We start from the raw sequence: 20,230 nt of genomic DNA, 5'->3' as shown, positions 1-20,230 counted from the left end.
AAATTACCATCAAAACTATAGAATTTTTTTATCTGAAGGTGAAAAGCCAGGCTGTGAAAGAAAAACACACAACCTATTCGTAAAGGAGACCCAAAAACAAGGGACTCTTAGGAAGTGTTGCGCCTGACTGGGAAAATAGCTATACATGAGTAATAAAAAGTAACTCCATACTCACTATGCTTACTCGGCAAATTCGTACGACATTTTTGGACTATTTCCAGAGGCACAGCCATCAACACTTGACATCAAGCCCTCTCATTCCCCACAGCGATCCAACGCTTATGTTTGTAAATGCGGGAATGGTTCCGTTTAAAAATCACTTTACGGGCGCTGAAGAACCCGCGGCACCGCGCATCACGTCTGTCCAAAAGTGTGTCCGTGCTGGGGGTAAGCACAATGATCTCGAGAATGTAGGACATACAGCGCGTCATCATACGTTTTTTGAAATGCTGGGGAATTTTTCTTTTGGCGATTATTTCAAAGATGAGGCTATTGCCTTCTCATGGAATCTTCTGACAAAAGAATATGATATAGATCCTCAGCGCCTTTACATTACACACTATCATGAGGATCAAGAGGCTGCAGATATTTGGAAAAAGGTCACCGGATTTGGATCAGATCGCCTCATAGGAATCGCAACATCTGATAATTTTTGGTCAATGGGGGACACAGGTCCGTGCGGCCCTTGTTCGGAAATTTTTTATGATCACGGGGCACATATTGCTGGCGGCCTACCGGGAACACCTAATGAAGATGGCGATCGCTATGTGGAGATTTGGAATCTTGTTTTTATGCAATTTCTCCAACATGCTGATAGAACGCGCACACCTCTTCCTAAACCCTGTATTGATACCGGCATGGGGATTGAGCGCATTGCGGCCGTTTTGCAGAATACTCATGATAACTTTGAGACGGATATTTTTAAAACCCTGATCAATGGATCCGCCACCTACTCACAGACAGATCCCCAAGGGAAACATGCTATCTCTCATCGGGTGATTGCAGACCACCTGCGTGCCTGCTGTTTCTTAATCGCGGATGGTGTGATGCCTAGTAACGAAGGGCGAGGATATGTTTTACGACGTATTATGCGTCGTGCCATGCGGCATATTCATATCATTGGCATTGAGAATCCCTTTATGCACAGACTAGTAGCTATACTTCTTACCTCGATGGGGGAAGCGTATCCTGAGCTTGTGCGTGCGCAATCACTCATAGAAAGTACGCTCCTTCGTGAAGAAGAGCGCTTCCAAACAACCTTGGGGAAAGGCCTACACCTCCTCCATGAGGCAACAGCCTGCCTTGGTTCCACGCAAACTCTTCCTGGTGATGTGGCATTTAATCTTTATGATACTTACGGATTTCCTCTCGATCTCACACAAGACATCCTGAAATCTCAGAACATCACCGTTGATAAACGTGGTTTTGATGATGCCATGGCCATACAAAAAGAACGCGCACGAAAATCTTGGGTTGGATCAAGCGCAAGTAATGATGACGCCCTCTGGTTGGAGTTCAAGGCAATCCATGGAGATACGGAGTTTGTTGGATACCATCATACATCCGTCACGAATGTCATTTGCGGTCTTTTCGATGAAAACGGGGCACCTGTTGAAACACGGACAGAGGGACAGAAAGGGTATTTGCTCAGCAACGCCACCCCTTTTTATGCTGAATCTGGGGGACAAATCGGCGATACTGGTGACATTCTGGGAAAAACGCCCCAAACGCATGCTACGGTTACAGCCACACACAAAAAGGCGGGGGGGCTTCACGTACACACTATCCAAGTTACACAGGGTGTTTTTACCGTTCACGATTGTATCACCCTCACTATTGATACAAAACACCGCACTGCCGTTCGTGCGCACCACTCTGCCACACATCTTTTGCACAGTTCCCTCAGAAAATTCCTAGGTACTCATGTCACACAAAAGGGCTCTTTGGTAACGGCAGATCGGTTGCGTTTCGATTTTAGCCACCCTGACAGAGTTGACGATGCTATGCGCAGAACCATTGAAGCAGACATCAATACAATTATTCGTGCAAATGCCTCTGTAATTACGACAGAGATGACCCCAGATGAGGCAATTACCAGCGGGGCCTTAGCGCTTTTTGGGGAAAAATACAGTGATCGCGTCCGTGTAATTCGTGTAGAGGAACCATCCAATCAAACGGCCTACTCTGTGGAACTTTGTGGCGGCACTCACGTCGCACATACAGGGGAAATTGGGGTTTTTGTTATTATTTCTGAATCAGGAATTGCTGGCGGTATCCGGCGCATTGAAGCGTTAGCGGGAAAAGCTGCCGAAGAGTATCTTTTTTCTCAGCGTGATATTCTAAAAGTTGCATCAGAAACCCTCGGATGCACATCCGCTGATGTTCCTGAAAAAACCATTAAACTTCTGAGAGACAACAAACGTCTCGCAAAGGATCGTAAGGTAGGCCACACCCAAACAGCAACAAAACATCAGGGCTCTGATTTGCGTGATATGCATGGTATAAAAGTTCTTTTTAAAACGATGAGCGGTGTTAGCCCCCAAGATCTTCGCCCCATGGCAGATCATGCAAAAAAAGACCTTGGATCTGGCATTGTTATTTTGTTGAGCACTAATGAGAGCAAAGCTTCTTTAGTAGTTGGCGTAACGGATGATCTCACCAATCGGTATAGCGCTGTTGATCTTGTAAGGGCTGGTTCAGAAGCCCTAAACGGTACAGGTGGTGGTGGACGACCAGACATGGCACAAGCCGGAGGCAATACCCCTCAAGATCCTGCTCGTGTTTTCGATGCAATTGCTTCTTTTTGTTCCTAAGCATGGAGAAACTATTAACTATTAGATCTATATCTTTGGGATATCTGGCTGCGAAAAGTTTTTGATAAAACATTGTATGCTTCATTAATTTTTTTCATCTGCTCATGACTTGTGCGGGAATTTTTATTAATATCTGGATGATGTACTTTGATAATTTGCTTATAGGCTCTTTTTACGTCATCAAAATCACAGGGATATTCCAATCCAAAGAAAGCCAACGCTTTCCCTTCAGGGGTGTGTGGCGGAAAAAGATTACGCTCTTCTTCCGTCAATTGCACAGATCGCCCTACAGCTTCCAGGACCTCGAAACGCAGACGAGCACTCTTGGCATGGTGTTCGTGAACAGGCCATGATGGCCGCTGCCAGGTTAAATCAGCGTGCTGGTGACTTTGAATAGCCCCAGGTGTCATGCCTTTGTAAAAATTCCAATCAGAATTATAACTGCGCACATGGTTCAAACAAAACCAATGATACTCTCGCAAATGCCGATCTTTGGGAGCACGATAATGAGCACTCTCGCAACACCCCTCGTGATGACAAACCGGTGTAGTGTTCTGCGCCTCATCGAAAACAGGCTTTAATGTTTTTTTCAGTCGTGCCATAACAGGCATTAATATGAGAGTGGTTTACGAAAAATTCAAGAGATATGATTCGAACAATGCGAATAAAACAAGTTTTGTCGGCTGCACTCAGGGATTGCGCTCTCACCATTACAAATGATTCTGCCAAACATGCTAAACACAAGGAAAATCCCGGTGGTGAAGAAACGCACCTGATAATCAGGGTTATCAGTACTCACTTTCAGGGTATGAGCCGGATTGCACGTCACCGCTATATTCACAGCTTACTAGCAGCCGAATTTCATACGGGATTGCATGCTATCACACTGATTCTGCTTGCTCCTGAAGAAAAGGTTCTTGCTCTCAAGGAACCCCATAACTAGTACTAAAGGATTTCTTCTTTACGTGCAGGTGGTGTTACTTTCAGAAGGGTTATTTGGTTACGCACCCGCCGTAGCACACGAATCCGAAACCCCTGTATCATATACGCCTGACCAACCGCAGGAATACTGCGTGACTCATACAGAAGAACACCCGCAAGCGTACTTGCATTTTTATCACTCAGCGACCAGTCAAATTGACGGTTCAAATCACGAATTGTGGTGGCACCCTCAACAAGATAGCCACCATCTTGTGTTGGCACAGCATCTTCACTTTCAACATCAAACTCGTCATTAATTTCACCCACAATTTCCTCGAGAATATCTTCCAAACAAACGATTCCCTCAAAGGACCCATATTCATCTACAACAATAGCAAAATGTTTGCAGCGCTGACGAAAGGCCTGTAGTTGATCAAGAAGCGTTGTGGTTTCAGGAATAAACCATGGTTTATCCGTCACATCCTCCAGCACAACCTTCGAGGGATTATTGCCGGCATCAGCCAATGCATGCAGGTATCTCTTTGTGTGCATAATACCCACAATTTCGTCCGCGCTTCCCCGCACAACTGGGATACGGGAATAGGGGCTTTTAAGTACTTCTTGCAAAATCTTTGCAGGCGCATCGTTCAAATTCAGCATCAAGACATTTTTGCGATGGATCATTATTTCAGCAATTTTCACATCGGCAAGATCGAGGATACTTTTTAACATCGCTCGCTCCTGGGCTTCTTTTGATGAAGCCCCTTGATGACTATCGATAAATCCCCGCAAATCCTCAACCGAAATAGTTGATTCAAAATTGCTACGAACCCGTACCCCAATTACACGCAAAAGTGAGGAAACTAACCATTCGATCCATTGCACAAGGGGGGACACAACAAAGAATAAGGCATTCACAAATGGAACCGAGAAAAATGTGAATCTTTCAGGAAAATTAAGGGCAATCGTCTTTGGAAGAACTTCAGCAAAAATCACAAGAATAACCGTCATCATTGCTGTTGCAACGAGCATGCCCGATTCACCCAGCGCCTGAGTGAACAAATGCGTCGTTACCGCCGAAGCAAGACTGTTATTTAATGTATTAGCAATTAAAAGCCCTCCCAGCAATCGAGCCATGCGTTTGCGTAGTTTTAAAACACGCCCAGCAGCCTTATTGCCTGCACGTGCACTGCGTAGCAATCGCGGATTAGAAGCAGCCACAAAAGCAGTCTCAGCTGCAGAAAGAACACCAGAAAAAGCCACGAGAAAAAGAACAAGAATCACATAAAACGCTAAAGACATGAAGAAAAAGCTAACCTCTATTGTAAGGGTATTTTATCACGAACGCATACACACGCCGCGCAATGACCTTCGCACAGTTCAACACCGAGTATCAAGAATTTCCTTGAACTTCTAATGAATTGACTTTAGCACTGAAAACCATAAGGATAAAATTTTAAATGACAGGAATACATAAAAATGAGGCTTTACCGATCGTTCGGCACCGTTGCCCTGCACACTATAGGAAGTCGCATTTTTGGATTCTTCCGCACCATGATGATGGCAAGTTTTCTTGGGCCTGGCCCCATAACTGATGCGCTAACGATGGCCACCAAATTCCCGGCTGTTTTACGCCGTATTTTTGCAGAAGGTGCCTTTAACGCTGTTTTCGTGCCCATGTACACGCGAGAACTGAGCACACATGGCAAGAAATCGGCACACGCCCTCGCACAAGATATCTTCAATATTTTATTCACTACACTAATCATTCTTGTGATGGTTGCTGAAGTTTATATGGAGAATATTGTGACGTTTCTTCTTCCTGGCTTCGTAAGCACCCCTGAGCGTCTTATGCATACCATCCTTTTCACCCGCATCACTTTTCCGTTTATTCTTTTTATCTCTTTGTGTGCTTTTTACAGTGGAATTTTAAACTCACATCAGAGATTTTCTGCTGTTGCCTCATCACCAACGTTGGGAAATATTGCTATTATTGTGGTATTCCTGGGCCTCTACCCCTTTATGGAAAACAAAGGCGTTCCCATGGCCATTGGCATTCTAGCATGTGGGATAGTGCAATGGGCTTGGGTGTGGTTCCCAGCTCACAAACTGAATATTTCACTGACACCGCGTCGACCCCACATTACCCCCACAGTCAAGAAGTTCTTTCGAAAAATTATCCCGGCCCTTGCCGGTGGCGGTGTTGTTCAAATTAACATTCTGGTGGGTGCAATGATTGCCTCCAACCTTCCCAATGATCGTGTATCCTATCTTGAGTTTGCAGAGCGCTTGAACCAACTTCCCTTGAGTGTCATTGGTACGGCAATCAGCACTGCCATGCTCCCTACGCTTGTGCGCCAATTTAAAAACGCTGATATTACCCATGCGCTTAATACCCAAAATAAAGCCCTTGAATTAGTATTGTTTTTAACACTTCCTGCTGCTGTGGGCTTGTTTTGTCTTGCTGATGTTATTGTTACAGTTCTCTTTGAACACGGGAAATTTCTCGCTTCTGACACTGCTGCCACAGCGGGGGCATTGCGCATGATGGCAGTAGGTCTTCCTGCTTATATTCTTGTGAAACTCCTGACGACAAGCTTTTTTGCTAATGAAGACACACGCACACCTCTAACCACCGGGGCTCTTTCAATTATCCTTGACATTGCTTTAAGTCTTGCGTTGATTGGGCGGTATGAACATATTGGCATTGCCGTAGCAACAGCGCTTGCATCCTGGGCAAATACACTGATGCTTTTCATGATTCTTTGTTCCCGGAAGCAGTTCCTTATTTCCAAAGCGTTGCGTCTGTTTATAGCACGCATCTTAGTAATTTCCTTTGGATTTGCAGGCTTTTTAGTCCTTTTGAAAAGCATTATAACTGGATGGCAGGACACATGGATTATCCACCAAATTATCGCACTCTCTGCTTTTTTGATTCTTGGGATAGGCTTTTACGCGCTTTTATGTCATAAAAGTGGCACATACGATGTCCTCCTTTTTTATAAACAGTTTACGCGTAAGGGCGCAGAATAAATGCCACATCACAAACGTATCATCTCAGGCATACAAGCCACTGGACGCATCCATCTGGGTAACTACCTTGGTGCTATTCGCAACTGGCTATCACCAACGCACAATATTCATGAGTGTTTTTTCTTTATTGCGGATCTTCATGCACTTACGGTGGACACAGACCCCACTACCCTGCAATTTAATGCCCGTTTTTTACTCGCAACCTATATTGCTTGTGGGATTGATCCTCATAAACATGTTCTTTTTCAACAAAGCCATGTTGCCGAACACACCGAACTATACTGGCTTCTGGGTTGTCACACACCCTTAGGATGGTTGAACCGTATGACACAATTCAAGGATAAGGCCGGGAAAAATAAAGAAGTCGCCAATCTTGGTTTATACGCTTACCCCGTTCTCATGGCTGCCGATATTTTGCTATACCGTGCAGATGCCGTACCTGTAGGAGACGATCAAAAACAACACCTTGAGCTTACCCGTGATATCGCACAATCGATCAACCATCACTATGACGCGCCTGTTTTTACAGTCCCTGAGCCTCTGATTGTTGCGCAGGGAGCTCGTATCATGAGTTTGCGGGATGGCACAAAGAAAATGAGCAAATCAGATCCTTCTGAGCTCTCTCGTATCCTTTTGAATGACACAGATGAGGCTATTGCAGTCAAAATTCGCAAGGCAAAGAGTGATGCCTTTCCTTTTCCAGGAACAATAGTAGAGGCACAAGAAAGACCAGAAGCTTTTAACCTTGGTCAAATATACAGTGCTCTTACCAATCAATCACTGGCACATGTGTGCGCCCTATGGGCGGGTAAAGAGTTTTCTGTGATTAAAAAAGAGCTTATTGACTCTTGTTGCGCAACTATTGGGCCCATTCGTGAAAAAATAGCCCTCCTCATGGAGAACAGGGATTATCTGGATGATATCTTACGAAAAAATGCCCATAGAGCCAAAGAGATAGCACACGTAACACTTGCTAGTTATAAGCACTGCTTGGGTCTGGGCATATAGTTTACGATCTGTTTTTACCATTTTAATAACCATAGAAAAACCTCAGCTTTAATAGCTGAGGTTTCTCTATGCGCACGAACATAATGCAGCATTTTATTTTTTTACTTCAGCGGCCTTTTGCACCTGGCGCCGAATTTTTAACAGCGACGTGTCAAGCTTAGCCGCGCGGGAATTCACGAGAAACTGGTCAAGGCCTCCCTTGTGCTCAATCGTACGGATTCCGCGTGTCGATAAACGAAAACTAAACGTGCGCCCAAGGATCTCACTCAAGAACGTTGCTTTTTGCAAGTTCGGCAAGAATCGCCGTTTGGTCTTGTTGTTTGCGTGGCTGACGTTGTTCCCCGTCTCAGTTTTTTTGCCCGTTACAATACATACACGTGACATATAAATACCTATAATAAATTATAGATCAGCTGTAAGGTATTTACCATCCTCAGTCAAGAGTTTTCCCCGCGTTCTTTGCAGATATATTTCAAGGGCAACCGGGTGGCACATGAATGTTAGCACATTACATATGTACACATAACGGGGCACAAACGCCAAGGTATTAAACATAATTGTAACTATATACCCCATCACAATCATACTTATAAACACGAGAGAAGATGCAAGTTTTTCCGCGCGCCGCAAACGCACTCCCCAGAAAAAATATAGCAACAAAAAGGGCGCTTGAGTGATATAGGAAAAAACACGAGGCGCAAGGGCTTTTACTTGATCATTGAAGGGTTTTTCTATCCACGGACGAGGGTCATCAGCGGCCACATTTGATCCAACGAACATACGATATACACCATATAGGCGATGCTGCATGTAGGCAAAAGGATGCGCAATGAGGGCTTTGCACCAACGATCCTGCAGTTCCACACGTTCAGCTTCCGAACGCGTACCCCGCAAAGGTGCCTGAGGGAAAGTCACAAGAGTTTCCCACTGATCCGTATAGGCATCCTTAATATCTTGAAGAACAACACCTGGCCTGCTGTTCAGAAATTCTGGTACAGCCCGGATATTTGCATAGTACGAAATGGCTGCCAAATCGTATATCTTCACCCACTGCCACGAGTGTGTGGGTTGGATGCGCGCGACGCCCTGACTATCCAGATAGCTAAAACCCATTCCAGCTGCAACGCCTACAACCAGGCTTGTCGCCATTATCAGCAAACGGCTTTTCAACAGTGTTGACTGCATAAGTGCTCCGCCTATAAGAAGAGGAATTATAAACCGCACTTGGTATTTCATAGCAGCCGCATAGAAAAATAAAAACAGAACCGCCGCTAGTCGCCCCCTGTGCAAGCGCCGATCGTGCACATGGGCGTGAATCATTAATGCAATGGCCGTAAAAATTGCATAGATATAGTGGGGTTCCCGAAGAATAATCGCATTTACATGCAGGTATACCGGATAAAACGGCAATAATAGGGCAAAAATACGGGTGATTGGTTGGCGCAAGCTACCCACCAAATAATAGATACCAACCCACAGCAATCCAACTTGGATAAGGAACATAGGTATTTGTGCCATTATCTGAGGCCATAAGAGTGACCATAGTTTGATGTAGGCAACTGGCACATGTCCGGTGAATGTGCCTGCCTGAGCAAGAGATAATGCTGTCAATGAGTCCGGCTGAAGCACACCAGGCCACAACACAGCCACATTAAATCCATAGAGAACAACACACCCGAGAAAGAGGTGGCGATTTATGCACTGATTAATATATACAAAGATCGTCATATGAGGTCCTTATTACACAACCAGTTGCGGTGATGATTTTTCCTAGCACACGGTTTGGACACATTCAACACAAAGCTAATCTGAGGGTGCAAGAACCTGACGTAATGCGCCTACATTAGAGAGTCCATGGAGGGAAATCCCTTTAAGATTCATGGTTGTTTTGTGAGGAACAATCGCCTTGATGAAACCCAGTTTTTGGGCTTCCTTGAGGCGTTTTTCTGCTTGGGAGACCCGACGAATTTCACCCGTTAAACCAATTTCCCCAAACATCACAACAGACGAAGGCAAAGGAACCCTAACCATCGCAGAGATCAACGCGCAAGCAATGGCAATATCCGCTGCAGGCTCTGTGATACGCAAACCCCCAACAATGTTGAGATAAACCTCTTTATCACTAAAGCGGTATCCTGCATGGGTTTCCAGAACAGCCAAGATCATATTAAGGCGGTTAACATCATACCCCACTGCCGAACGCCGCGGCACGGCCATTGTCGTTGGCTGAACAAGCGCCTGTACTTCCACGAGGAGCGGACGCGTCCCCTCAATGCCCGAAAAAACACAAGACCCAGGGGCATCGTGTGCGCGCTCCTGTAAGAAAAGAGCAGAAGGATTGGTGACTTCTGCCAACCCCTCAGCTTCCATCGAAAAAACACCGATCTCATCCGTTGGTCCAAAACGGTTTTTGACCCCGCGTAAGATGCGAAACTGATGCGTGCGATCACCTTCAAAGTGCAGCACTGTATCTACCATGTGCTCCAAAACACGCGGCCCCGCAAGGGTTCCCTCTTTCGTAACATGACCCACTAAAATGATGGCTATATTTTTTGTTTTTGCTATACGAATAAGCTCCTGTGCACAATGACGCACCTGACTCACACTCCCTGCGGCTGAGTCCAAGTCCTCATGGTGCATCGTTTGAATAGAGTCAATTACAACAACGTCAAGCGTAGGACTTTTTTCGAGATAACTCAGAATCTCTACCATCCGGGTTGAGTTGGCCAAAGGCATGTCGATATCCTCAACACCCATACGGTGGGCGCGCAACCGAATCTGATCGTGAGCCTCCTCTCCGGAAACATAGGCTATTGATTTTCCTGCTTGAATAAGCTTGGTAGAAACCTGAAGCAAAAGTGTCGATTTTCCAATACCGGGATCACCCCCGAGCAAAAGTACAGACCCAGGCACAATCCCCCCGCCACACACACGATCAAATTCTTGGACAGTAGTCAAATGACGCGCAGAGGTAGGGGAATCCTCATCAGTAACCAACGATTGAAATGCCATTGCTCCGGTATCGGCACGCACTTTGGCCCGTGACGGACTCACTATCTCCTCAGTGATAGTATTCCACACATGACAAGAAGGACACTGGCCTGTCCACTGGAGAGTAACTGAACCACACGTATTACATACAAATTGTCGTTTGGGCTTAACCATAATACACGCTGATTCCTGAATGACTGCTGCTATAAGAGTGATACTGAGATATTAGGATTTCGGTGTCAATGGACCCTCAAGGCGACCATTCACAAATTGTTCAACAGCTGGATTTTTTGATGTGTCCAAATTTTTCACATCATCATGCCACAAGATCTTCCCTTGATGGATTAATGCCACACGATCCGCAATCTTACGGGCGCTTGCAAGATCATGTGTGATAGTTACAGCCGTTGCACCCAGCTCTTTTACAGACGTAGAAATAAGATCATTAATGACTGCACTCATAATAGGATCTAAGCCCGTTGTGGGTTCATCAAAAAACACAATTTCAGGATTCGTTATAATGGCTCGAGCCAGCGCTGCACGGCGCAGCATTCCACCAGAAAGTTCAGCAGGATAAAGAGAAGCAACACGCGCTGCCAACCCCACCGCCGCCAGTTTTTCCATAACTTTTTCATGAATTTGTCGTTCAGTAAGATCTTTTTGTTGACGAAGGCGGAAACTGATATTATCTGCAATTGTCAAACTATCAAAGAGGGCTGATCCCTGAAAGAGCATACTCATGCAAGAAATAACACGCTCTTGAAGGCTCGTCGACGCACCAACCATTTCATGCCCACTCACACAAATAGAGCCACTGTCAGCACCCAATAACCCGAGAATACATTTTAGCATCACAGACTTACCTGTCCCTGAACCACCAAGAACAACCAGTGACTCCCCCCTGTTTACGGTGAGATTGACCCCGTTCAAAACAATATTTGAGCCGAACGCTTTGTGCACGCCCTTCAGGACGATGTGTTTGTTATCTGTCATTGGTGAAACATCAGTGCTGTTAAAAAGTAGTTAGACAAAAGAATCAAAATCGACGCAGCAACAACAGCATGTGTTGTTGCCTCACCCACCCCCTGGGCTCCCTTCTTTGAATAAAAACCATTGTAGCACCCCATAAGGGCAATAAAAAACCCAAACACTGACGCCTTCACGAGTCCTGAAAAAACATCTTCAAACTCCAGAAACTCAACCGTGTCGTGCAAATAGGTCACAGGATTAAACCCAAGCTTATAAATACCCACTAAATACCCCCCCATGATTCCGATAACATCGGCAATACCAACCAATACCGGAAGAACTATAACAGCCGCTAGGATACGAGGGCTTATAAGATACTTGAAAGGATTGGTTGCCAGCGTAATCAGTGCATCCAGCTGTTCGGTTACACGCATTGTGCCAATTTCCGCAGCCATGGCAGCACCGACACGCCCCGCAACCATAAGTCCGCCCAAAACGGGCCCCAACTCACGTGTCATTGAAAGAACTACTACAGTGGCAACAGCCTTACTTCCTCCTGCAGACAAGCGACTAACTCCCGTATCTGTTTGCAACGCCAAAACCATACCAGAAAATACGGCTGTCATTCCCACAACAGGCAGCGAGTAATAGCCAATCTCTAGAATTTGCCGCACGAGTTGTCGCCCATAGTAAGGTGGCGTAAAAATATGCACAATGGCTTTCATGGCAAAAATACTGATAGATCCAATACCCCATAAAAGGTTCAAAAATGTGCGGCCTATATTCGGTAAAACATTCATTTTTTTTCAGCAGCTCCTACATAAATACGATTACGCGTACGGGTTATCAGTGTTAGTAGTTCTGTCGTAATTGAGCCGCCGTTTTTTGCCAGCTGACGCAAAGGTACATGCTGGCCCGCAAGTTCAACCCAACTATGAGCACTTAAGGCATTCTCTGGAATGTCTGTAACATCAACAGTACATAGATCCATGCTAATGGGACCTACCACGCGCGCCTTCCTCCCTGCAATATACACTTCGGTATGATTGCTTAAACTTCGTATCCACCCATGGTAATACCCTGCGGCCAAAACTGCAACACGTCCGTTGCGTTGGAAACGATATGAGCCTCCATATCCCACAGAGTCTCCTTTTTGCACAGCATGGATATGGATCACACGCGCCCAGAAACGCAACGCAGGAACCATATCAACATTTGACGAGTTAAACCCATAAAGCCCCCCACCAGGGCGTGCACAATCAAAATGAAACTCCTGTGGAAGAAAAATACCCTCTGAGTTCACCAAACTTGCAGGAACGCCAGGAAATAGACGGCATCCCTCACGAAAACAACCAAGCTGGCTATAATTAAGGTTGTGATCTGGGCTCGGACTGCATGCCAAGTGACTCATAAGCATTTTTACATCGAGACCATCAAGAGCCCCAGAATCTGCTGCAATGCGCTGTAGGTCACACAGCGCAAACCCTGTTCTGTTCATGCCTGTATCCACATGAATGACAGCCGGCAGTTGCCTCCCCACCTGATGAGAAAACTGTTGCCAACGCAACAATCCGTCACGGTTAATCAACACAGGAATAAGGTTATGACGAACCAGTATATCCTCTGTATTGGGAAGAACCCCACTGAAGATAAATATATCAACATCGTGGGGAATACAAGAACGCAACTCTACCCCCTCATCCACATTAGCAACAAAAAAGTGCCTGCAGCCTACCGCATAAAGCTTTTGGGCCACACCCACCGCACCGACGCCATAGGCATCAGATTTCACAACAGCTGCACACACGCTCCCTGTGAATTGCTCCTTCAATCGCAAGTAATTGTAGGCAATAGCATTAAAGTTCACTTCGAGGACGCAAAGCGTTTGTGGGCTCACTCCCGATAACGCTGGAGGGGACTGGCGATAGTCTTGAATCAACTGTGCATACATCTTATCAAGGTATGATGGGATTGCATTTAAGGTATTCACATAATTCACAGTCATTTTTTGTATGCACCTTGTTCCTACAATATACATCGAATGAGATCAAAAAAACTACGTTTTTTTCCTTTTTTTCTTGAGGTAAAGCGCACACGGTGTCATCAATAATGTGAGGGGTGAAGCAAAGACAATCCCAAATACAATTGCCGTAGACAACTGCACCCACCAGTGACTCGAGGGAGCATTAAAGGTAATTTCCCTTCCCAGAAAATCAATATTAATACGCAGCATTATTGGCAAAAGACCCAAAGCCGTTGTAATCTGGGTCAAGAGTACAGGCCTCAAGCGCTGCGCACCTGTCAATAAAAGTGTCTTGCGAAGATCTTTTCCAGGTGCATACAACCCATCAAATGTATCTATCAACAGGATATTATTACTCACAATAATACCAGCAAGGGCAATAAGACCAATTCCACACATCACCACACTAAACGGCAAATTCATTACAAGAAGCCCCACAAAAACACCAACACTGGACATCATAATTGCACTAAGAATTAGTCCTGCACTAAAAAAGCTATTGAATTGGGTCACTAACACAAGCATCATTGCAAAAAGAGCTATTACAAAAGCCTTAACAAGAAAAGCTCCCGTTTCAGCTTGGTCTTCCTGATCTCCCTTAAAAGTAATTTGAACGGCCTTATGAAATGGCTGCTGAGCAATCCACACACGCAACTCATGAATCACATCACTGGCAAGAACACCAAAACGAACGTCTGCCTCGAGAGTGACAGCACGTTTGCCATCTACTCGCCGAAGCGTTGTTACTTTTGGGATGGGATTAGATGTCGTAAAATAACTGATTGGCACCAGTCCTTGGTCTGTTTTGACACGCAACCGCTCAAGCTGATCAAGATTGCGATAGATCCGAGGATAGCGAACAACAATATCAATCTCATCACGGGCACTATCAGGCCTATAACTGCTTACTTTGACGCCATTTGTGACTAACCGCACAGCACTTCCCACGGTTTGGACATCAGCCCCGTATTTGAGGGCCTCCTCACGATCAACACGTATACCCCAATCATAACCAGGAAGAGGTAAGTCATCACTATGGCTTAGCAACGAGCGCATCTCTCTCAGATGGGCTTTCACGGCATGCACAACTCCCTCCATAGCCTGAGGAATCTCGCTGGATATTTGGATTTGGACCGATTTTCCTGTTGGGGGTCCCTTTTTTTCTTTTTCAATTTCAATATCAAGCCCAGCAAAACTCTTCAAATCTCTCGCTAATGACTTGATAATATCTTCCGCTGAACGGCGATGACGCCAATCAGCAAGCTCAAGCGTAATGAGCCCAATAGTATCTTCTGTAATTTGTTGCGGTTTCCGGGAGCCTCTTTTTTTACCAGCACGTGTAAGACACGTGTTCGTGTAGATAGTATCAATATCAGGCTTATAGGCAAAAATTTTCTGCTCAACGCCGCGCACCAGTTTGTCTTTTTCACGCACAGAATAATTCCCGCGCGCTTTTACTTTCACCAGCACTTGATCGGGCTCAATCGTGGGAAAAAATTCAATCCCCTTACCAAAGCGTCCATAGAGCATCAAAACAACCACCAAACTCAGCATTCCCCATCCCAACGTTTGCCAGGGACGATCCAAGGCTTTATCTAAAACCCTGACATACCACGCTGTAAGTGTGTCAGCTTGGCTCAGGTCTCCGGCCTCTAAGGCTTTAATAGATTCAGCATTTTTGAGCCCGGGGTGAAAGCCAATTTTGTGCATTAGCGATCCAATCGTTGGCACAAAAATAATTGCCATCAGAAGCGATGCACTCAATACTGCAATCAAGGTAATTGGGAGAAATTTCATAAACTGACCCACAAACCCCGGCCAAAACATCAGGGGAAAAAAAACAATCAGCACGGTTATTGTTGAGCTTAGAACAGGCACAAACATGCGTTGTGCTGCTGCTAAGTATGCATCAGCATAACTAAGACCTTCTGATATTTTTCTATCCGCATACTCAACCACAATAATAGCTCCATCGACCAGGATGCCCACCGATAAAATGAGACTGAATAGCACAACAATGTTAAGCGTGTATCCCATCAAATAAATAACGAAAACACCCATTAAAAAAGAGCCAGGAACAGCGATACCAACCAGCAGGGAGGATTGGGGTCCCAAGGTGACAACCATGACCGCAATCACAAGAATGAGGGCAGCAATGACATTATTTTGTAAATCACTGAGAAGATTTTTTACCTGCACAGATCCATCCTGCGTAAAGCTTACACGCAGATTATCCGGCCACTTTGCGGTAACTTGCGTAACAAGAGACTTGACCTGCGCAACCGTCTCAAGAATATTTTCCCCCGTACGCTTAGAAACCTCCAGCGTTACCGCATCCTTTCCATTGCTACGGGCATAGCCGTCCAGATCTTTAAAAGAATCCCGTATTTCCGCCACATCTTTGATTCGCACAACACCTTTCGTATCATGAAGAATAGGCATATTAAGCAACTGGTCTACGCTTTCAATCAACCCTGGGACCTTGATACCAATACGCCCCTTGCCTGTGTCCATAAATCCAGCAGGAACCAGTTTATTGTTGCGCGCCAAAACATTATAGACATCAACGGGGGATATTTTGTATCCCTCCAGCGCCAGGGGATCTACCAGAATTTCAGCAACTCTTTCTTGGTCACCGCGAATGCTTGCCTCCAAGACAGCCGGAATCTCACTCTCGATTGCATCTTGAAGTTCTCTGGCCTTCTCATACAATGTCCGACGAGGAACTTCACCAAAAAGATTGACTACCAAAACAGGAAAGAGACTTATATTGATTTCACTCACTGTTGGCCTATCCGAATCCTGGGGTAAATCAGGGATGACATCCTCACTTTTATCCCGTGCCTCCCGTAATGCTTTATCAGCATCAAAGCCTGCTTTAAATTTTATAAGCACACGTCCTCCACCCTCAAAGGCGTAGCTTTTCAACTCTTGTACCCCCTCAAGACCTCGTAATTTTTGCTCAAGAGGCCGTAGCAACAATCTCTCGCTATCTTGCGGCGAAATCCCTTCATAATTTACATCCACAGAAATAAGGGGGATTTTTACATCAGGCGCTGATTCCTTAGGCATTGTCATAAAAGCATAAAAACCAAACACGATAAAAAGCGCTAACATAGATAGCACTGTGCGATAGTAGGTAAAACATGCTTTTATTACTGAACCCATGACAATTATTCCCCCTCCACCGGAATGACTTCGCTTCCTGTTTGGGCATACTCATGACCATCGGTGATGAGACGGACTTCATCCGGTAGACCTGTAACAACAGCTCCCCTATGTGTATGGCTCAAAATGGTTATTTTTTGAAAATATACCCGATTGTCCGCCCGTAAGATTTTGACACCAAGCTCACCCGCATCACTGAAAGAAAGATGGGCAGGAGATAGACGATAGGATTTCTGAGGAATTCCTTTGATATAAACCCCCACGGGCGTACCAATACGCACACAGTTATCAGCATTATTAACACCAACTTCTACACGAAATAGGCGGGTTGTTGGCTCTGCAGCACTGGCAATAAACGTAACACTGCCTGGATATTTCTTTCCATCGCGCATTCCAACGCGAACAGAATTGCCCACGTGAATTGCCTGAAGGTCCTTTTCCGTCGCATACGCCGTCACCTTAATAGGATTTGTCTCAAGAACAACTCCCAGGATTTCTCCCGGCCGCACGGAAGCCCCTACTTCAACAGAACTTTCTTCAAAAACGCAATCAAAAGGAGCAAAAATCTCCATATCTTTAATGCGATCCCGGGCTTGTTCTCGTTTGGTATTGGCTGTTTTAAGGGCTGATTTGGCTCGCGCAACATCCGTTTTAGAGCGAAACTTTTTTTTCGCAAGCTTTACTGCAGCCTGGTATTCAATTTCACACTGCAGCACTAGTGACTCTGCCTCCGCAAGCTCTTGTGCGCGCGTTTCAAGACTAAGCCGAATCAGCTTTGTTCCTTTCTCATGTCGCGTGCCTGTTTTGGCTATAATATCACGTACCTTACCTTCTATATCTGCACGAAGAGAAACTTTCCGATTCTCACCTGTCAGGCCTCGCAACGAAATGATAGGATGTATCACTTGAGCACGCATCGCATGAACCTTGACGCGCACAGGCTTTATAGGGGTTTCATTCGGACCTCCCAAACGTATCGCCCCAGACGCAAACCATACAATGACACCCGTGCAAACCCCAAAAACCGTTAGATGTCTCCGCACCCATGCACGTAAATTCGTCTGATTGTGAACGCCCGGAAAATCACGCACCAATGATATAGTCAAAAAATATTTCTGAAGCATATGCATGAATTTTTGAGAAACTGTGGATATTTTTTTTATGAATATCTTGAACAATGTAGAAGAGTCCCAACTATTTTTTTTTCAATCAACAGAGGCTACATTAGCACATTATACTTACTTAAAAGTTTAATTAAATGCGCCTCATCACACTCGCAAAAAAACCATCACGCCCTTGCTGTAGGGGAAGCAACCGCAAGTACCTATCTGAATATGTTTGCCATGGACCTGGCAGAAGGTGACGTAACCGTACGTCAACACACCTAAATTCAGGGTGTGTGTCAAGAAACCACTCCACGTTCTGGGTGTTTTCAGCTTCAAACAACGAGCAGGTTGCATAAACTAAAAGGCCACCCCGCCGAACCCGTGATGCCCCAGCGGCCAGTACTTCGCGCTGACAAATTTGGTATTTCTGAAGATCTTCAACAGTGATAAACCAGCGCATATCAGGGTTTCTATGCCAGGTTCCCGAACCTGAGCACGGTGCATCAACTAATACCCAGTCAAAATTCGTAAATGTTGTATTGGACGAAAGTTCGTGCTGATCCGCAAAGTATATATTTTTTGCTCCGGCACGCTGGGCACGCTGACGCCCTCGCATGAGGCGTTTGCGATCAATATCCGAGGCAACAATTTTACCCTTATTCTTCTGAAGAGCTCCTAGAGCAAGAGTTTTCCCCCCTGCCCCCGCACAAAAATCCAAACCATAATCATCTGGTGTAGGGTTAATAAGCGCACACAGGATTTGCGATGATAAATCCTGGACTTCAAAGTGTCCTCTCAGATATCCTGGACTTTGAGTAAAGTTCCCTCGAACCACATGAATAGCCGTTGCTACCTCATGGGACGGTTTAGCGACAACACCACAGCGCTCCATTTCTTTCATAACTCTTTCAACCGATGAGATCAGTGTGTTCACCCGCACTGTTTGCGAGGAAGGCGCCTCAAAACTACGCATCACCTCTTGACCTAGGGGATGATTAGCTAGCTTATCCTCAATCCAGAAGGGAACGTTGCACCCGGGGTATCCGCCCTTTTGCCCGTGGATGATATCACTATAAGCGGTGCATATTTTTGAGCAGTGATCTTTATATGCATTATCAGGATACATGTCACAAAACAGCTGCGTACGATCTGCACCCGTACAGGTACAAACAACAAAACAAAGGAGTTGCTGGATATCTGCATGCATCAAAAGAGCCTCATAGGAATGGCCCGGATGGAATGACACAGCTGTGATAATGTCCATGCAGCGGCGAAAATTCCGAAAAACTTGATAAACATTCTCCTTACTCGCGCGGCGTGTTTTTGATCCTATGTGACGGTTCTTAATGAAATACAAACGGCATACTTCGTCCAAGGGCATACGCCCCTGGCAGCGTTGTGCCACAATCTGACAGGAATGGAAAAGAATATCCCTAACGTTCAACATGCTCTTTACGATCACGGGCAATGACATACAACTCTGATGACTCTTTGCGACTGGCTTGTGGTTTCATGCAGCTCACATGACGAAAGTGAGATTTTAGCAAGGCAATAAAATCTCCATCACCCGCACCCATAAAAAACTTTGCTGCAAAGTGACCCCCAGGACGCAGAATTTTAAGAGCAAAATCCAAGGCTAATTCAGCAAGACCCATGATGCGCATATGATCGGTCTGCCTGTGCCCCATCGTAGGCGTAGCCATATCACTGAGAACAACATCAATACCCTTATGCAAAAGATTCTGCGCCGCCAATACATTCTCAAGATTGCCCAAGGTTTCATCTGTTGTAAAATCACCCTCTAGGACCGTCACCCCAGGAAAGCCGTCCATCGGTAAGATGTCCAATGCCACAATGGATCCTTTTTTAGGATTAACCAAAGACACTAAGACCTGTGTCCATCCACCAGGGGCTGCGCCCAAATCCACGACAACGGAACGTGACGAAAAAAGTTTATATTTCTCTTGAATTTCCAGGAGTTTGTAAGCCGCACGGGAGCGATAACCATCTACTTTTGCTTTTTTCACAAAAACATCGTCCAGCTGGCGCTGCAACCATTTTTGGGATGATGGCTTGAATCGTCTCGCATGCTTAAGCTGGACATGTGAATTGCGTATCCCCTTACTCACAGAATTCTTTCTCAACAGCAGTGACATTTATTGAATATATAGTGGTATTTTATTTAAATTACCACCCCA

General features: G+C 45.4%; 16 protein-coding genes. 4 read left to right on the top strand and 12 right to left on the bottom strand.

The annotated features are described in order from the left end of the window. Positions 1–176 precede the first annotated feature (176 nt). Positions 177–2,813 carry an alanine--tRNA ligase gene (gene alaS, locus H6849_02835; GenBank protein USO01020.1) on the top strand — a complete coding sequence of 879 codons (2,637 nt, stop codon included), beginning with the start codon at positions 177–179 and terminating at the stop codon, positions 2,811–2,813. A 14-nt stretch (positions 2,814–2,827) separates the two neighbouring features. On the opposite strand, the gene H6849_02830 is transcribed toward alaS, so the two are convergent. Further along, positions 2,828–3,415, bottom strand: coding sequence for a J domain-containing protein (locus H6849_02830; protein USO01019.1), 588 nt, complete (start codon positions 3,413–3,415; stop codon positions 2,828–2,830). A gap of 56 nt (positions 3,416–3,471) precedes the next feature. Here H6849_02830 and H6849_02825 point away from each other — a divergent pair, with 56 nt between their 5' ends. Continuing rightward, positions 3,472–3,756 (top strand): BolA family transcriptional regulator, encoded by a 285-nt coding sequence (locus tag H6849_02825; GenBank protein ID USO01018.1) that lies wholly within the window; start codon positions 3,472–3,474, stop codon positions 3,754–3,756. Positions 3,757–3,758: 2 nt separating this feature from the next. On the opposite strand, the gene H6849_02820 is transcribed toward H6849_02825, so the two are convergent. Further along, on the bottom strand, positions 3,759–5,036 hold the full coding sequence (locus H6849_02820) for a DUF21 domain-containing protein (GenBank protein ID USO01017.1): 1,278 nt from the start codon (positions 5,034–5,036) through the stop codon (positions 3,759–3,761). Between the two features lie 177 nt (positions 5,037–5,213). Here H6849_02820 and murJ point away from each other — a divergent pair, with 177 nt between their 5' ends. Together murJ and trpS are read left to right on the top strand one after the other, a co-directional pair. Continuing rightward, positions 5,214–6,767, top strand: a complete 1,554-nt coding sequence (gene murJ, locus H6849_02815) for a murein biosynthesis integral membrane protein MurJ (GenBank protein ID USO01016.1) — start codon at positions 5,214–5,216, stop codon at positions 6,765–6,767. Beyond that, a complete protein-coding gene (gene trpS / locus H6849_02810) occupies positions 6,768–7,775 on the top strand; it encodes a tryptophan--tRNA ligase (protein USO01015.1) in 1,008 nt (335 codons plus the stop codon). It begins immediately after the preceding gene. A gap of 93 nt (positions 7,776–7,868) precedes the next feature. Here trpS and rpmB read toward each other — a convergent pair whose 3' ends face one another. The 10 genes from rpmB to H6849_02760 form a co-directional block, all read right to left on the bottom strand. Continuing rightward, complete coding sequence (rpmB, locus tag H6849_02805; protein ID USO01014.1) at positions 7,869–8,159, bottom strand: 50S ribosomal protein L28; 291 nt, start codon at positions 8,157–8,159, stop codon at positions 7,869–7,871. Positions 8,160–8,177: 18 nt separating this feature from the next. Further along, entirely contained in the window at positions 8,178–9,503 is a 1,326-nt protein-coding gene (locus H6849_02800; protein USO01013.1) for a hypothetical protein, read from the bottom strand. A gap of 75 nt (positions 9,504–9,578) precedes the next feature. Continuing rightward, positions 9,579–10,940 (bottom strand): DNA repair protein RadA, encoded by a 1,362-nt coding sequence (radA, locus tag H6849_02795; protein ID USO01012.1) that lies wholly within the window; start codon positions 10,938–10,940, stop codon positions 9,579–9,581. Positions 10,941–10,991: 51 nt separating this feature from the next. Beyond that, positions 10,992–11,759 carry an ATP-binding cassette domain-containing protein gene (locus H6849_02790; protein USO01011.1) on the bottom strand — a complete coding sequence of 256 codons (768 nt, stop codon included), beginning with the start codon at positions 11,757–11,759 and terminating at the stop codon, positions 10,992–10,994. Continuing rightward, positions 11,756–12,535 (bottom strand): ABC transporter permease, encoded by a 780-nt coding sequence (locus H6849_02785; protein USO01010.1) that lies wholly within the window; start codon positions 12,533–12,535, stop codon positions 11,756–11,758. The genes H6849_02790 and H6849_02785 overlap by 4 nt, the downstream gene beginning before the upstream one ends. Beyond that, a complete protein-coding gene (alr, locus tag H6849_02780; protein USO01009.1) occupies positions 12,532–13,740 on the bottom strand; it encodes an alanine racemase in 1,209 nt (402 codons plus the stop codon). Before alr ends, H6849_02785 begins: the two co-directional genes overlap by 4 nt. A 51-nt stretch (positions 13,741–13,791) precedes the next feature. Continuing rightward, a complete protein-coding gene (locus tag H6849_02775; GenBank protein USO01008.1) occupies positions 13,792–16,926 on the bottom strand; it encodes an efflux RND transporter permease subunit in 3,135 nt (1,044 codons plus the stop codon). Positions 16,927–16,931: 5 nt separating this feature from the next. Next, entirely contained in the window at positions 16,932–18,050 is a 1,119-nt protein-coding gene (locus H6849_02770) for an efflux RND transporter periplasmic adaptor subunit (protein USO01007.1), read from the bottom strand. A 130-nt stretch (positions 18,051–18,180) separates the two neighbouring features. Continuing rightward, positions 18,181–19,479: an RsmB/NOP family class I SAM-dependent RNA methyltransferase gene (locus H6849_02765; protein USO01006.1), complete on the bottom strand. Its 1,299-nt coding sequence runs from the start codon at positions 19,477–19,479 to the stop codon at positions 18,181–18,183. Then, on the bottom strand, positions 19,466–20,161 hold the full coding sequence (locus tag H6849_02760; GenBank protein USO01910.1) for an RlmE family RNA methyltransferase: 696 nt from the start codon (positions 20,159–20,161) through the stop codon (positions 19,466–19,468). Before H6849_02760 ends, H6849_02765 begins: the two co-directional genes overlap by 14 nt. Between the last annotated feature and the right edge of the window lie 69 nt (positions 20,162–20,230).

The organism is Alphaproteobacteria bacterium (assembly GCA_023898725.1).
GTDB lineage: Bacteria > Pseudomonadota > Alphaproteobacteria > JAUHZC01 > JAUHZC01.
Note: the sequence above shows the minus strand (reverse complement) of the source record. Positions and strands in the feature narration are given on the sequence as shown.